A 13,962-nucleotide genomic window follows, 5' to 3' on the forward strand; every position below is an offset into this window, starting at 1 on the left:
GGCCGACGGACCCGGGCCGCCCCCGGCCCCGCCCAGGGGGCGGTCAGCCGCCGGAGCGGGCGGCGGCCGGGGCGGTGGCGCGGCGTCGGCCGCGGGCGGTGGCGGCGGCCAGGGCGAAGCCGAGCGCGGCGGCGAGGAGGTGGCCGACGGTGGTGAACTCGGGCAGGGGGCCCGGCCACTCCTCGTCGCCGGTGAGCGGCCAGGCGAGCACGAAGGCGGCCCAGGGCAGTCGGGCCCAGCGGGGCAGGGCGAGGGTGGCGAAGGCGAGGGCGCCCTGGGCGCCGTAGCTGATGCCGTAGTCGGAGGCCGCCCGGACGCTCTCCGGGTACCAGCCCTGGTGCAGGGCGAAGAGGATCACCAGGGCGGTGACCAGGGTCGCCCCGACGTGCCCGGCGAGGAAGACGGCGGCGGCGCGGGGCGTGCCGAAGCGGCGCTCGGCCCAGGCCAGGCCGACGACGATCCCGAGGCCCAGGGTGATCAGGGTGCCGCCGAAGCCGGTGGAGGTGATGTCGGTGAGCGTGCCGTCGTACAGCAGGGCGCTGCCGGCCAGGGCGCGGACGGGATGGTCGTGCAGGTTGTCCAGGTTGGTGCTGATGTAGGCCCGGAGGTCGTCGGCCTGCTCCTCGGTCAGCCCGTACTCGACCCAGGCGTGCCCGAGGAGCAGCAGCGCGACGTAGACGAAGGTCAGCGGTGAGCGCCGCGGGTACGTGCGGACGGCGCGCAGCAGCGTGCTGAGGAGCCCCAACGGGGGTCGAGCGTTCATGTTCTGATGGTGTCCCGGTCGAGCGGCTGGTCCCGGCCGGCCCGGATGCGGCCGGCCTCTTCGGGACAGTACCGAACCGCGCTGCCGGATGCTCGCGGGGCCCTCAGCGGATCCGGCGGGCGAGCGTGGCGGTGAACGGGCGGGGGGAGAGCGAGGCGCTGCGCTGGGGGCGGACGGGCCTGCCGGGGGTGGGGGTCACGGTCCAGTGGGCGGCGATGCCGGCCAGCGCGAGGGCGGCCTCGGTGCTGCCGAAGGCCTCGCCGATGCAGCGGCGGGCGCCGAGGCCGAAGGGGGTGTAGATGCCGGGGGCCGGGCGGGCGGTGGTGAGCCAGCGGTCGGGGTCGAAGCGGTCGGGGCAGGGGAAGAGGTCGGCCCGGCGGTGCAGCAGGTACGGGCTGTACAGGACGGTGGCGCCGGCCGGGAGGGGGTGGCCGCCGAGCTCGGTGGCGGTGGTGGTGGTGCGGCTGAGGATCCAGGCCGGCGGGTGGAGCCGCAGGGTCTCGCTGACGATCCGGGCGGTGAGCGGCAGGGCGGGCAGGTCCTGGTGGCGGGCGGGGCGGCCGTCGAGGACGGTGACGAGCTCGGTGTGCAGGCGCTCGCGGACGGCGGGGTTGGCGGCGAGCAGGGTCCAGGCCCAGGAGAGGGTGGCGGCGGTGGTCTCCATGCCGGCCAGCAGGAAGGTGACCACCTGGTCGTGGACCTCGTCGTCGGACAGGCCCCGCCCGTCCTCGTCGCGGGCGCCGAGCAGCATCGAGAGCAGGTCGTGGTGGTCGGTGCCGGCGGCGCGGTAGTCGGCGATCAGGCGGTCGGTGATCTCCCGGAGGTCCCGCCGGGCGCGGGCGAAGCGGCGGTTGCCGGGGGTGGGGACGCGGTCGGCGCCAGGCAGCGGCAGCACCATCCGCCGGGCGACCCCGCGGGCGACCTGGTCCATGGCGGCGTGGACGGGCAGCGAGCCGGCCCGTTCGTGGGCGGCGAACAGGCAGCGGGCGGTGACGGCGGTGGAGAGGCGGTACATCGCGGCGGGCACGTCGACCACGTCGCCGTCGCGCCAGCCGCCGGTGGTGGCGGCGATCTCCTCGGCCATCAGGGCGGCGTAGCCGGGCAGCCGGTCGCGGTGGAACGCGGGCTGGAGCATCCGGCGCTGGCGCCGGTGGTCGGCGGCGGGGCAGGTGGCGAGGCCGTTGCCGAAGGCCTCGCGGGCCTTCTCGACGACGATGCCGCCCTTGTCGTAGGTGCGGTCCTCGGTGAGCAGGCGGCGCACCAGGTCGGGGTGGCAGACGACGTACGCGGTGAGCGGGCCGAGCCGGATCCGGACGAGGTCGCCGTGGGCGGCCAGGCCGGCCACGAAGTCGGGCGGGTTGCGGAGCAGGGCGGGGGCGTGGCCGAGCAGGGGGAGCGCGCCGGGGGCGGTGGCCGAGGTGTAGCGGGCGGTGGGGCGGTACTGGGTGGGCACGGGCGTCACCTAGGGGAGGGCGGGTCGGTCGGGCGTCGGTGATCTTTCCCGGCGGCCGCCGGTGAAACGGTCCGCGAACGGCGGGTGGGGTGAACGCGGGGGCGCAGGCCGAACGCCCGTGCGCCGGGGCGGCCTTGACGTTCCGGTGCCGAGCCCGGCGCCGAGCCCGGCCGACAGCCCGGTGCGGCCCGGTCGACGCTCGGGGCGGGGGTGGGACCGGCGGAGGCCCGGACGGCGGTTCCGGGGGCGGGCGCAGGGGGTTTCCGCGCGTGGTGCCGCGCGCCTACACTGCGAGCTCCGCACTATTACCGGCTGGTACTACCGGCTGGTACCGCCAGTCAGTTCGGTACTACCGGTAGGGAGTTGGGATGGCCGACGAGCGGGCCCACGCGTTCACCGACGACGCCCTCGGCGCACACGACGCCGTGGCACTGGCCGCCCTGGTCCGGGCCGGTGCGGCCCACCCCCGGGAGCTGGTCGCGGCCGCCGTCGCCCGCGCCGGGCGGATCGACGCCGCGCTGCTGCCCGTCGCCCACGCCGCCCACGACCGGCCCCGGATCAGCCGGGCGGGCATCGACGGCCCGCTCTGGGGCGTGCCGACCTACCTCAAGGACAACGTCGACCTGCGCGGCCTGCCGACCGGCATGGGCAGCGAGGCCTTCCGCGCCCGCCCGGCCCGCCGCAACGCGCCCTTCGCCGACCAGCTGCTGTCCACCGGCCTGGCCGTGCTCGGCAAGACCCGGCTGCCCGAGTTCGGCCTGAACGCCTCCACCGAGTTCGCCACCGCCCAGCCGGTGCGCAACCCCTGGAAGACCTCCCACTCGCCCGGCGCCTCCTCCGGCGGCGCGGCCGCGCTGGTCGCCGCCGGAGTGGTGCCGATCGCCCACGCCAACGACGGCGGCGGCTCGATCCGCATCCCGGCGGCCTGCTGCGGCCTGGTCGGCCTCAAGCCCACCCGCGGCCGGCTGGTCACCAACGCCCAGGGCGGCAAACTGCCGATCGACCTGGTCACCGACGGGGTGCTGACCCGTACGGTGCGCGACACCGCCGCCTTCTTCGCCGCCGCCGAACGCCACCACTGCAACCCCCGGCTGCCCCCGCTCGGCCTGGTCGAGGGCCCCGGCGGGCGCCGGCTGCGGATCGGGCTGGTGGTCGACTCGCCCACCGCCAAGACCGACGAGGCGACCCGCCGGGTGGTCGAGGAGACCGCCGCCCGACTGGAGGCGATGGGGCACCGGGTGGTGCCCACCACCCTGCCCTTCGGCGAGGAGTTCTCCCGCGACTTCCTGGCGTACTGGGGCTACATCGCCTGGGTGATCGCGCTCACCGGCCGGGTGCTGCTCGACCCGAGCTTCCGGGCCGGGAAGCTGGACGGGCTCACCACCGGGCTGCGCAACGGCTTCCGGGCGGAGTTCCGGCGCACCCCGGGCGTACTGCGCCGACTGCGCCGGGCCGAGGCCGTGTACGCGGGGATCTTCCGCGAGCACGACGCGATCCTCTCCCCGGTGCTCGCCCACACCGCCCCGCCGATCGGCCACCTCAGCCCCAACGTGGCCTTCGACGAGCTGGTCGACCGGCTGCTGCGCTACGTCGCCTTCACCCCGGTCAACAACGTGACCGGCGGCCCGGGCATCGCGCTGCCCGCCGGGGCGGCGCCGGGCGGCCTGCCGATCGGGGTGCACCTGTCGGCCGCGCACGGGCAGGAGCGGCTGCTGCTGGAGCTGGCCTACGAGCTGGAGGCGGACCGGCCCTGGCGGCGGATCCAGGACTGACCGGCCCCGGCCCGCCGCGCCGCGGCGGGCCGGTCAGGGGGCCGCGACCGCCCGGGCCGCGTGCACCTCGTGGTGCAGCCGGGCCAGCGCGCAGTCCGGCGCCGGCGGGTCCGGGTCGCCCGGGGGCAGCGGCGCGCCGGTGCGCAGCGCCTCGGCGAGGTCGGTCAGCTCCCGGGCGACGGCGCCCACCTCGGCCGGGGTCGGCGCCGGGGCCCCGTGCTCGACCCGCACCCGGGTGGCGGTGGTGGTGTCCACGATCCGCTCCACCGCGATCACCAGCGGCCACCAGGCCTCCGCCCGGGCGCCGACCGGCGGCGGCTCGGTCAGCGCCCGCTGGAACTCGCTGCGCACCGCGGAGAGGTCCCGGTAGAGCCGGCGCCGGTAGCGGGCCCGGGCCGGCTCGTCGTGGCCCGGCGCGGTGGTGAAGGCCAGCGAGACGTACGAGGCGGTGTCCTGGACGGCGTCGGCCAGCCGGTCGCCGATCCGGGTGTGCCAGGACTCCGGCCAGAGCAGGTAGCCGGCCAGCAGGGCGATGCCGCAGCCGATCAGCGAGTCGTAGAGCCGGGGCAGCACCAGGTGGAAGCCCTGGTGGTTGAGCAGGTCGGAGAGCATCAGGATGACCGGGGTGATCGCGGCGGTCTGGAACGCGTACCCCTTCGCGGACAGTACCGGGATCAGCGTGGCGAGCGCCGCCATCACCGGGACGTCCCACCAGCCGTGCGGCACCTCGGCGAGCACCGGCACGGCGACCAGCAGCCCGGCGGCCGTCCCGAGCGCGCGCAGCACCGCGCGGGAGAACACCGAGCCGAAGTCCGGTTTCAGCACGAAGGTCACCGTCAGCGAGACCCAGTACGAACGCGGCACGGCGATCACCGACACCAGCACCTGGGCGAGCCCGATGCACAGGGCCAGCCGCAGTCCGTACCGCCAGGACGCGCCGGAGAGCAGCAGGGCCCGGGCCGTCCGGCGGGCCCGTACCCGCAGCCCGGCGGGCCGGCCGAGCCGGTCGTCGGCGGCGTACGGATCGGGGTCGGCCTCGTGCACGACGGTGGCGGCGTGCCCGATGGCCTCGGCCAGCGCCCGGGTGGAGGGGCCGCGCGGCTCGGGCAGTTCGGGCAGTCCGAGGACTCCGGGCGGCCCGGGCGGCGGGGACGGGCCGCCGGGGCCCCGCTCGACGGCGGCGGCCAGCGCGCGCACCGCCGCCGGGTAGGCGGGCGGCAGCGGACCTTCGGCGGGCGGGCGCAGCTGGGCCGCGGACGCGCCCTCGACCACCGGGATCAGCGCGTTGAGCTGGGCGAGCAGGCGCACCAGGGTGGGCGAGCGGCCGTGCCGGCGGGCGCGGCGGGCCAGCAGCAGGTCGTAGGAGTGGTCGAGCGCCCGGGTGAGCTCCCGGCGCCGGTCCTCGTAGCCGGGTGAGCCGGCCGCCTCCAGCAGTCCGGCGACCGCCCGGTAGGTGTCGGCCACCGTCGCGCGCTCGGGCGTGCCGCCGCGGAAGGGCCAGGCGAGCAGGGTCAGCGCGAGCACCAGCAGGCCGCCGAGCAGCAGCAGGGCGGGCGGGAGCCACCACGGGGAGGGCATCGGCAGGCCGGCCCCGACCACGGCGTTCAGCAGCAGGAGCAGGCCGGAGACGGAGGCGACCGCGCCGATCGAGGAGATCATGCCGGACACCAGCGCGACCACCGTCAGCACCACCACGGCCGTCCAGCCGGTGCCGAACACCTGGGTGCCGACCAGCACCCCGAGGGCGCCGAACAGCTGCGGCACGGCGATGTTGAACACCCGCATCCGGTAGGCGTCGGCGGTGTCCCCGATCACCCCGGACAGCGCGCCCATCGACACCAGCGCGCCGTAGCCGGTCCGGCCGGTGGCGGTGCCGACGGCGAGCGGGGCGGCGAGCGCCACCGAGGCGCGGGCCGCCGCGGCCCAGGGGACCGGCGCGGCCCGGGGCCGCAGGCTCGCGGTCAGCCAGCCGGGCGGGGCCGGCCGGGGCCGTGCCGGTCGGGGACGGGTCCGTCGGGGAGGTGCCGGCCGGGTGCGTGCCACAGACCCAACGTACGTGCGCAACGGATGTGGGGCGCGTGGGGTTCACCTCCGCGCGATTATGTCAATTCTCGAAACATACCCGGCCTTATGTCAGTCTCCGAAACATAAAGCGAACCTCCAGAACCGCCGTGAACTGCGCTGATTCCCAATCGGTAACCTGCGGGAAAGGGTTGACACCATTAGTTGGTCTAGTCCAACGTATGGGGAAGCGCGGTCCGGCGCAGGCTGATGTGGGGTGAGTGCCCTTGCCGGACGGGTGAGTTGGCCCCCTGACGTGGCGTTGTGCGCCGCTCGGGGGCCGAGGCGAGAAGGAGCGCATGCGGACGGGGAACCGGTCCGCGCGCCGAATTCCCCTTCCGGCCGACGACCGGCCACCGGCTCGCCGCGCCCGCACCGGGCGCCCGGGAACGCGCTGCATCGACCACGAACCACGGAGTGACCGCCCATGCCGAGCCCTGACGAACACCCCGAGGAATATCTGTACCGGGCCGCCTCCGCGCGCCCCTACTTCAGTGCCGACACCGAGAGCTACCTCGCCTCCGACGCCCTGCGCGAACTGCGCAAGAAGCACCCGCTGCGGGTGCTCTCCGAGGAGGACTTCGCGCACTGGCAGACCTACGGCCACGTCGTGGTCCGGCAGGCGATCCCGGCCGCGGCCGCGCAGCGACTGCTCGACTTCGCCTGGGAGTTCCAGGGCCTGTCGCCCGACCGCCCCGAGGACTGGTACCGCGAGCGCGACCACCGCGACGAACTCGACCGGCACCTGCACATCTACGGCTTCGTCGAGGCCTACCACCACCAACTCATCTGGGACAGCCGCCAGTCGCAGCGCGTCTACGACGCCTTCGTGGACGTCTGGGACTGCGAGGAGCTCTGGGTCACCCTCGACCGGCTCAACCTCAACCCGCCGAACGTCCGCAACCGCGACCGCGCCCTGATCGAACCCACCGACAAGGGCTTCGACATCGAACTGCACTGGGACGTCGACACCACCCGCGCCATGCTGCCCCAGCGCGTCCAGGGCATCATCGCGCTCAACGACACCGCCCCCGACCACGGCGGCTTCCAGTGCGACCCGGAACTGTTCCGCCGCCACAACGAGTGGCAGGCCGCCCAGCCCGCCGACCGCGACCCGATCCGCCCCGACATCGACCGCGCCGAGTTCCCGGTCGTCCGGCCCGAGTTGAAGGCCGGCGACCTGCTGATCTGGAACGGCCTGCTCGCCCACGGCGTCGCCCCCAACACCTCCGCGAACGGCGTGCGCTCGGTGCAGTACCTGTCCATGATGCCCGCCCTGGAGGAGGCCGAGCCGCTGCGCCGCTCCCGGGTCGAGTCCTGGCGCACCCTCGCCACCCCGGACTGGAACCGCACCCTGGTCGGGGACGCCGAACGGCCCGAGGCCCTGCGCTACGGACCGGCCGAACTCACCGAACTGGGGGAGAAGTTGCTCGGCCTGCGGTCCTGGACCGGCCGGACCTTCGAGGACTCGGCCGCCGAGCAGCCCACGGGGGAGCGGGAATGCACGCCGTCTGCCTGACCCTGCCCACCAACCGCGCCTGCGCGGACACCATCACCACCGTCGGCGCCGAAGCCGCCCACGCCGCCCGGACCTTCGGCGTCCGGGTGCACCTCCTGGTGCTCGACTCCGCCGACCCGGCGGACCGCGCCCGGCACGCCGCCGCCGTCGCCGCACTGCCGCCCACCGAAGGCGTGGTCACCCACCACCTCGACGAGGACGCCCAACGCGCCTTCCTGCGCGAGGTGATCGAGCGCACCGCCCACCCCGACCCGGACCGGCTGCTCGACCTGATGCTGCCCGACGCCGTCTCCTACGGCGCCTGCACCAACCGGGCCTTCCTGCTGGCCGCCGCCCTCGGCTGCGCCTCCGTGCACCGCCGCGACTCCGACAGCCGCTACCAGTGGCACGACGGCGCCCCCGTCTTCCCGATCGACCACGAACTCGCCACCATCGGCCTCAAGGCCGCCGACGCGGCCGCCGCCGTCACCGAGCACACCCTCGACCCGGCCGACGCCGACAAGCCCGTCGCCCTGGTCGGCGCCTCCTTCATCGGCGAACTCTCCGTCGACCTCGGCGAGATCCGCGCCCTCGACCCGGACGTCTACCACGACCTGGTCGCGCTCTGGGCGCCCACCGGAGCCACCGAGCAGGAGCGGCGCGAACTCGTCGCCGACTCCTTCACCGGCGCCGGAACCGACCCGTTCACCGTCGACCGCGCCGTGCTCGGCCGGCCCGACATCTGGCGGATCGACATGTGCAACATCGCCCTCGACCACGAGGTCTACGAACGCGTCCCGCTGCCGCCCGCCACCGACACCATCGGCAGCGACTACTTCCTGCACCACCTGGTGCACGACGCCACCCTGCCCGGGGTGACCCACAACCGGCACATCGTCAACTACTACACCCCGGAACGGCGCACCGACTCCGGCTTCACCGCCTACCAGGAGCGCTACGCCAAGTTCCTGCTCTCCATGCTCTACCTCCACCCCGTCTACTCCGAGATGGAACGGGCCGGCGACGCCCTGCTGGACGAGCACCACCACGTCCGCCCCGGGGTGATCGCCGACTCCGCCCGCCGCAGCGCCACGACCGACCGCGCCGAGAACCACCGGCGGCTCGCCGAGCTCGACCGCTGCTACCGGCAACTCGGCGGAAAGTACGCCGAGTTCGCCGACCACCTGGCGCCCCGACGGGCGCAGCTGCTCGACCGGGCGCAGGCCGACATCGAGGACTTCGCCCTGCTGATCGACGCGTGGGGCCCGCTCGTGCGAGCGAGCCGGACCGCCCCCGCCGACCGGCTGCAGGGTCAGGGCCAGTCCGGCGGATCCGGCCGGGCCCGCGACGCCTGAGCACGCACCTCGCTGCGTTGTCGTCAGTCGCCGATGCTCCGCATGGACTCCATCCTCCGCCTTGCGATGCACGCACTCAGACGCCGCGGTCTGGTCCGACCAGATCCGCCGGACAGGCCCAGCCGCACCGGGAGTTCACACGTGATATCTCAGACCACCGAACCGCGCCCTGCCACCGAGCCGCACCGTTCCGCCGAACCGCACCGCTCCGCCGAACCGCACCGCTCCACCGAGCCGCACCGCTCCGCCGAGCCCCGGCGCTCGGCCGAGCCGCGCCACATCCCCGAGCAGCGTCACGCCGCCGGGGCGCAGCACGCCGCCGAACCGCGCGAGCGGGCCGACCGGGGGAGGGCCAACCACCGCGCCCCGACCGCCTCCGCCGCCGTGCACGCCGACCGGGCGCCCCGGCCCGACCAGCACGACCACACCGCCCTCCGGGCCGCGCTCGCCGCCGCCACCGAGGACACCGTCATCTACGACCTCGACGGCATCGGCCGCCAGTACGCCGCCCTGGTCACCGAACTGCCCGGCGTCGCCGTCCGGTTCGCGATGAAGGCCTGCCCCGTCGACGAGGTGCTCGGCCACCTCGCCCGGCTCGGCTCCGGCTTCGACGCCGCCAGTCCGCAGGAGATCTCCCAGGCGCTGCGCACCGGGGTGGCCCCCGGGCTGATCCACTACGGCAACACCATCAAGTCCGACCGCAACATCGCCGAGGCCTACCGGCTGGGCGTGCGCGAGTTCGCCACCGACAGCCTGGAGGACGTCGCCGCGATCGCCGAACACGCCCCCGGGTCACGGGTGTTCTGCCGGATCGCGACCACCGGCGAGGGCGCCCTGTGGGGCCTCAGCCACAAGTTCGGCTGCTCGCCCGAGGACGCCCTGCGGGTGCTCGGCGCCGCCCGTACCGCTGGGCTGGTGCCCTCCGGGCTGTCCGTGCACGTCGGCTCCCAGCAGATGACCGCCGAGGCCTGGACCGCGGCGATCGACTCGCTGGCCGCCGTCCTGGAGGCGCTCAACTGGCGTGGCATCACCCCGGACCGGATCAACCTCGGCGGCGGACTGCCCGCCCTCGGCGTCCTCGACCGGGGCGGCCGCCCGCTCGAACCGCCGCTGGACAAGATGTTCACGGTGATCCGCGAGGGCATGGACCGGCTGCGCGCCGTCAACGCCGCCCCGCTGGACTTCGTCCTGGAACCCGGCCGCCACCTGGTCGCCGACCACGGCGCGATCCGCGCCCACGTCGCCCGGCTCTCCTCCCGCCACCGGCTCGACGGCACCCGCGAGGACTGGCTCTACCTGAGCTGCGGGAAGTTCAACGGCCTGTACGAGATGGACCAGTTGCAGTACCGGCTGGAGTTCCCCACCCACCCCGGCGGGCAGTTCGTCAACGCCGTGGTGGCCGGCCCGACCTGCGACAGCGACGACGCGTACGCCCAGGAGGACGGCGCGGTGCGCGTCCCGCACGCGCTCGCCTCCGGCGATCCGGTCTGGATCCACTCCTGCGGCGCCTACGCCACCGCCTACGCCACCCGCGGCTTCAACGGCTTCCCGCCGCTGCCGTACACCTGCGTCGGCGGCGACCACCCCGAGGAGGGGCGCGGATGAGCGACACCCGGATCCGGCTGCTCCGCGAGGAGGACTGGCCGGACGTGATCGCCGCCGAGGAGCGCGCCTACGCCGCCAGCGGCCTCTCCGAGGGCGGTGCGGCGCTGCGCTCCCGGCACCGCGCCTCGCCGTCGACCTGCTTCGTGCTGGAGGACGCGGACGGCTTCGCCGGCTACCTGCTCGCCCTGCCGTACCCGCTGTTCCGCTGCCCGGACCTCAGCCTGGCGTCCGCGGGCGCCGTGGTGCGGCCCACGGAGAGCAACCTGCACGCCCACGACCTGGTGATCGCCGAGCGGGCGCGCGGCCGGGGCCTGGCCCCGCAGCTGCTGCGGCACCTGGAGGAGTGCGGCCGGGCGGCCGGCCACCGCACCCTCTCGCTGGTCGCCGTGCGCGGCTCCGAGGTGCTGTGGACCGGACTGGGCTACCGCGCCCGGCCGGAGATCGGGCTGCCCGCGAGCTACGGCGCCGCGGCCGTCTACATGGCCAAGCCGCTGGACCGCGCCCCGAACCCCGCGGACCCGACCCCCGGATCCGCACCCAGAGCCGAAGTGGGCTGATGCACATGACCTCCCCCGCGCGCGACGAGTTCCGCCGCTCCCAACTGGCCATCGGCGCACTGTTCTTCGCGCTCGGCTTCCAGTACGCGACCTGGGTGTCCCGGGTGCCCGCGCTCAAGGCGCGGCTCGATCTGGGCGAGGCCCAGATCGGCCTGCTGCTGATGACCTGCGGGATCGGCGCGGCGGTGTCGTTCCCGCTGGTGGCGGTGCTGATGCGGCGGTTCGGCTCCCGGCTGCTCTCGGTGCTGTCGGCGCTCGCCCTGGGCGTGGTCCTGCTCGCCCTGTCGGTGGTGCCGAACTACCCGGTCACCCTGCTGGTGCTGTTCTTCGACGGCGTCGCCGTCGGCTGCCTGAACGTGGCGATGAACGCCCAGGGCGCCGCCCTGGAGGCCCGCTTCGAGCGCACCACGATGTCCAGGCTGCACGCCACGTTCAGCGCCGGCTCGCTGCTGGCCGCCCTGCTGGCCTCCGGCGTCAACGCCTTCACCGGCAGCCTCGTCGTCCACTTCGGGCTGGCCGCCGCACTGCTGGCGGTGCTGGCGCTGGCCGCCCGGCCGGGCCTGCTGGCCGAACGTCCGGACGGGGCCGAGCACCCGGACGGGGCCGCCGCCCCCGCGGAGCAGGCCGGGAGGAAGACCCGTCGCGGCTTCGCCCTGCCGGCCGCGGCCACCCTCTGGATGGGCCTGGCGATGGTCTTCGGCACCGTCACCGAGGGCGCGATGAACGACTGGTCGGCGCTCTACCTCAAGGACGTGGTGGACGCCGGTGCCGGACTCGCCCCGCTGGGCATCGCCGTCGTCTCGGTGATGATGGTCTGCGCCCGGATCTTCGCCGACGGCTGGCGCACCCGCTTCGGCGACGGCCGGATCGTCCGCACCGGCAGCCTGCTGGCCAGCCTCGGCCTCGCCCTCGCCCTGCTGGCCGGCGGCGTGGTGCCGACCCTGCTCGGCTTCGCCTGCGTGGGCCTCGGCGTCGCCGCCGTCACCCCCTGCGTCTACGTCGCCGCCGCCCGCCAGGGCTCCGACGCGCTCTCCCTGGTGGCGGCGATGGGCACCACCGGCCTGCTGGCCGGCCCCGCCGTGATCGGCTTCATCGCCGGGGGCACCAGCCTGGTCTGGGGCATGGCCGCCGTCGCCGCCTCCGCCGCGGTGGTCTCGCTCTGCGCCACCCGGATCACCTGGCCGCAGCCCGCCGCGCCCGCGCCGGAACCCCGGCTCGCCGCCGAGGCCGGCTGACCGACCGGCGGTCCACCCCCCAGCCCTCGCCCGGCACGCCCGTACCCCCCGTTGCGGCGTGCCGGGCGAGCCCTTTCCCGCCGCGGGCCGACCGGACGCCGACCCCTGACGCGCGGGGTCGGGGTCAAGTCCCGGCGAGGGAAGGGTGTCTGACGGGGTGTGGGGAGGACGGTCTTCTAGAGTCGCCTGCGGTACGACCGTACGACGGTGTGACCGAGAGCCGTACGAGCCGCGAGTGAAGGAAGAGCAGCATGACCGAGCAGGCGCCCGAGCCCTACCAGCCCGTCGACGAGGGCTGGCGGACCGCCGTGGCGATCGTCGCCCACCCCGACGACATGGAGTACGGCGGCGCGTCGGCCGTCGCCCGTTGGACCGCCCAGGGCAAGCAGGTGGTCTACGTGATGGTCACCAGCGGCGAGGCCGGGATCGACTCGATGGACCCGGAGCGGTGCGGCCCGCTGCGCGAGGCCGAGCAGCGCGCCTCCGCGCGGGTGGTCGGGGTGGAGACCGTCGAGTTCCTCGGGCACCCGGACGGGGTGGTCGAGTACGGGCTGCCGCTGCGCCGCGACATCGCCCGGGTGGTCCGCCGGCACCGGCCGGACATCGTGATCACCAGCAACTTCCGGGAGACCTACGGCGGCACGTTCCTCAACCAGGCCGACCACATCGCGGTCGGCCGGGCCACCCTGGACGGCGTGCGCGACGCCGGCAACCGCTGGGTGTTCCGCGAACTGCTGGACGAGGGCCACCAGCCCTGGAACGGCGTCCGGCAGATCTGGGCGGCCGCCTCGCCCGAGGCCCGGCACGCGGTGGACACCACCGACACCTTCGACCTGGGCGTCGCCTCGCTGGAGGAGCACAAGGCGTACCTGGCCGGGCTGGGCGGGGCGATGGCGGACGCCCGGGAGTTCCTGGAGGGCTTCGGCCGGGGCGCGGGCACCCGGCTGGGGACGCGCTTCGCGGTGCCGTTCGAGGTGTTCCCGCTGGGCTAACCGCCCTCGGGCCGGTCGGAGTCCTCGGGCCGGGCGGGGTCCTCGGGCCGGTCGGACGGCCTGCCGGCGTCGGCGTCCTCGCGGCGCCGGCGCCGGTAGCGCAGCACCTGCCGCAGCAGGAACGCCGCGACCAGGACGCCGAGTCCGATCGCGAACCAGAGCTGGTAGCGGAGCGCCGTCCGGTAGACCGCACCGATGTTGGCCCCGGCGACGTACCCGAAGGTGCCCCAGACGGCCGTCCACAGCACCGCGCCGAGCAGGTTGAAGACGGCGAAGCGGCGCCAGGGCATCTCGGTGGTCCCGGCGATGATGCCGTTGTACTGGCGCAGCCCGTCCACGAAGCGGGCGACCGTGACGACCTTGCCGCCCTGCCGGGCGAAGAAGCCGTCGGCGCGTTCCATCCGGGCCGGGGTGAGCAGCACGTAGCGGCCCCAGCGGTGGACGAAGGCGCGCCCGCCGGTGTGGCCGATCAGGTAGCCGAGCATGTTGCCGACGGTGGCGGCGGCCGCCCCGATCAGCAGGACGGCGGCGAGGTCCAGGTGCCCGGTGCCCGCGTACACCGCGGCGAGCACCAGGACGGTCTGCCCGGGCACCGGGACGCCGCAGTTGTCCAGCAGCACGAGCAGCGCCACCGCCAGGTACCCGTAGTGGTCCAGCAGTGGCGCGAGCCC

At 75.1% G+C, this 13,962-nt stretch carries 11 protein-coding genes; 7 read left to right on the plus strand and 4 right to left on the minus strand.

Annotated features, from left to right (window positions below):
• Positions 1-43: 43 nt before the first annotated feature.
• Positions 44-763 carry a rhomboid-like protein gene (locus ACFC1T_RS10440; RefSeq protein ID WP_375886130.1) on the minus strand — a complete coding sequence of 240 codons (720 nt, stop codon included), beginning with the start codon at positions 761-763 and terminating at the stop codon, positions 44-46.
• A gap of 103 nt (positions 764-866) precedes the next feature.
• Positions 867-2,216, minus strand: coding sequence for a cytochrome P450 (locus ACFC1T_RS10445; protein WP_375886132.1), 1,350 nt, complete (start codon positions 2,214-2,216; stop codon positions 867-869).
• A 368-nt stretch (positions 2,217-2,584) separates the two neighbouring features.
• On the opposite strand from ACFC1T_RS10445, the gene ACFC1T_RS10450 reads away from it, so the two are divergent.
• Positions 2,585-3,988, plus strand: a complete 1,404-nt coding sequence (locus ACFC1T_RS10450; RefSeq protein WP_375886134.1) for an amidase — start codon at positions 2,585-2,587, stop codon at positions 3,986-3,988.
• Between the two features lie 33 nt (positions 3,989-4,021).
• On the opposite strand, the gene ACFC1T_RS10455 is transcribed toward ACFC1T_RS10450, so the two are convergent.
• Positions 4,022-5,953 carry an FUSC family protein gene (locus tag ACFC1T_RS10455; RefSeq protein ID WP_375886209.1) on the minus strand — a complete coding sequence of 644 codons (1,932 nt, stop codon included), beginning with the start codon at positions 5,951-5,953 and terminating at the stop codon, positions 4,022-4,024.
• Between the two features lie 523 nt (positions 5,954-6,476).
• Between ACFC1T_RS10455 and ACFC1T_RS10460 the strand changes: the two genes are divergently transcribed.
• The 6 genes from ACFC1T_RS10460 to ACFC1T_RS10485 all read left to right on the plus strand — a co-directional run bounded on the left by ACFC1T_RS10460 (position 6,477) and on the right by ACFC1T_RS10485 (position 13,291).
• Entirely contained in the window at positions 6,477-7,568 is a 1,092-nt protein-coding gene (locus ACFC1T_RS10460) for a phytanoyl-CoA dioxygenase family protein (RefSeq protein WP_375886136.1), read from the plus strand.
• Positions 7,550-8,902 carry a DUF6271 family protein gene (locus ACFC1T_RS10465; protein ID WP_375886138.1) on the plus strand — a complete coding sequence of 451 codons (1,353 nt, stop codon included), beginning with the start codon at positions 7,550-7,552 and terminating at the stop codon, positions 8,900-8,902. The genes ACFC1T_RS10460 and ACFC1T_RS10465 overlap by 19 nt, the downstream gene beginning before the upstream one ends.
• A gap of 384 nt (positions 8,903-9,286) precedes the next feature.
• Positions 9,287-10,507 (plus strand): type III PLP-dependent enzyme, encoded by a 1,221-nt coding sequence (locus ACFC1T_RS10470; protein ID WP_375886211.1) that lies wholly within the window; start codon positions 9,287-9,289, stop codon positions 10,505-10,507.
• Positions 10,504-11,064 carry a GNAT family N-acetyltransferase gene (locus ACFC1T_RS10475; RefSeq protein WP_375886140.1) on the plus strand — a complete coding sequence of 187 codons (561 nt, stop codon included), beginning with the start codon at positions 10,504-10,506 and terminating at the stop codon, positions 11,062-11,064. The genes ACFC1T_RS10470 and ACFC1T_RS10475 overlap by 4 nt, the downstream gene beginning before the upstream one ends.
• Positions 11,064-12,299 (plus strand): MFS transporter, encoded by a 1,236-nt coding sequence (locus tag ACFC1T_RS10480; RefSeq protein WP_375886143.1) that lies wholly within the window; start codon positions 11,064-11,066, stop codon positions 12,297-12,299. Before ACFC1T_RS10475 ends, ACFC1T_RS10480 begins: the two co-directional genes overlap by 1 nt.
• A 251-nt stretch (positions 12,300-12,550) precedes the next feature.
• Positions 12,551-13,291 (plus strand): PIG-L deacetylase family protein, encoded by a 741-nt coding sequence (locus tag ACFC1T_RS10485; protein ID WP_375886145.1) that lies wholly within the window; start codon positions 12,551-12,553, stop codon positions 13,289-13,291.
• Here ACFC1T_RS10485 and ACFC1T_RS10490 read toward each other — a convergent pair.
• The gene (locus tag ACFC1T_RS10490; RefSeq protein ID WP_375886147.1) at positions 13,288-13,923 is read right to left on the minus strand and encodes a DedA family protein; all 636 of its coding nucleotides are present in this window, start codon (positions 13,921-13,923) and stop codon (positions 13,288-13,290) included. The genes ACFC1T_RS10485 and ACFC1T_RS10490 overlap by 4 nt on opposite strands.
• Between the last annotated feature and the right edge of the window lie 39 nt (positions 13,924-13,962).

Source organism: Kitasatospora sp. NPDC056076 (genome assembly GCF_042266305.1).
GTDB lineage: Bacteria > Actinomycetota > Actinomycetes > Streptomycetales > Streptomycetaceae > Kitasatospora.

Excerpts from the sequence above, each read along its gene's own strand:
- ACFC1T_RS10440 (WP_375886130.1), bottom strand. The coding sequence starts at position 763 with ATGAACGCTCGACCCCCGTTGGGGCTCCTCAGCACGCTGCTGCGCGCC.
- ACFC1T_RS10450 (WP_375886134.1), top strand. The coding sequence starts at position 2,585 with ATGGCCGACGAGCGGGCCCACGCGTTCACCGACGACGCCCTCGGCGCA.
- ACFC1T_RS10460 (WP_375886136.1), top strand. The coding sequence starts at position 6,477 with ATGCCGAGCCCTGACGAACACCCCGAGGAATATCTGTACCGGGCCGCC.
- ACFC1T_RS10465 (WP_375886138.1), top strand. The coding sequence starts at position 7,550 with ATGCACGCCGTCTGCCTGACCCTGCCCACCAACCGCGCCTGCGCGGAC.
- ACFC1T_RS10475 (WP_375886140.1), top strand. The coding sequence starts at position 10,504 with ATGAGCGACACCCGGATCCGGCTGCTCCGCGAGGAGGACTGGCCGGAC.
- ACFC1T_RS10480 (WP_375886143.1), top strand. The coding sequence starts at position 11,064 with ATGCACATGACCTCCCCCGCGCGCGACGAGTTCCGCCGCTCCCAACTG.
- ACFC1T_RS10485 (WP_375886145.1), top strand. The coding sequence starts at position 12,551 with ATGACCGAGCAGGCGCCCGAGCCCTACCAGCCCGTCGACGAGGGCTGG.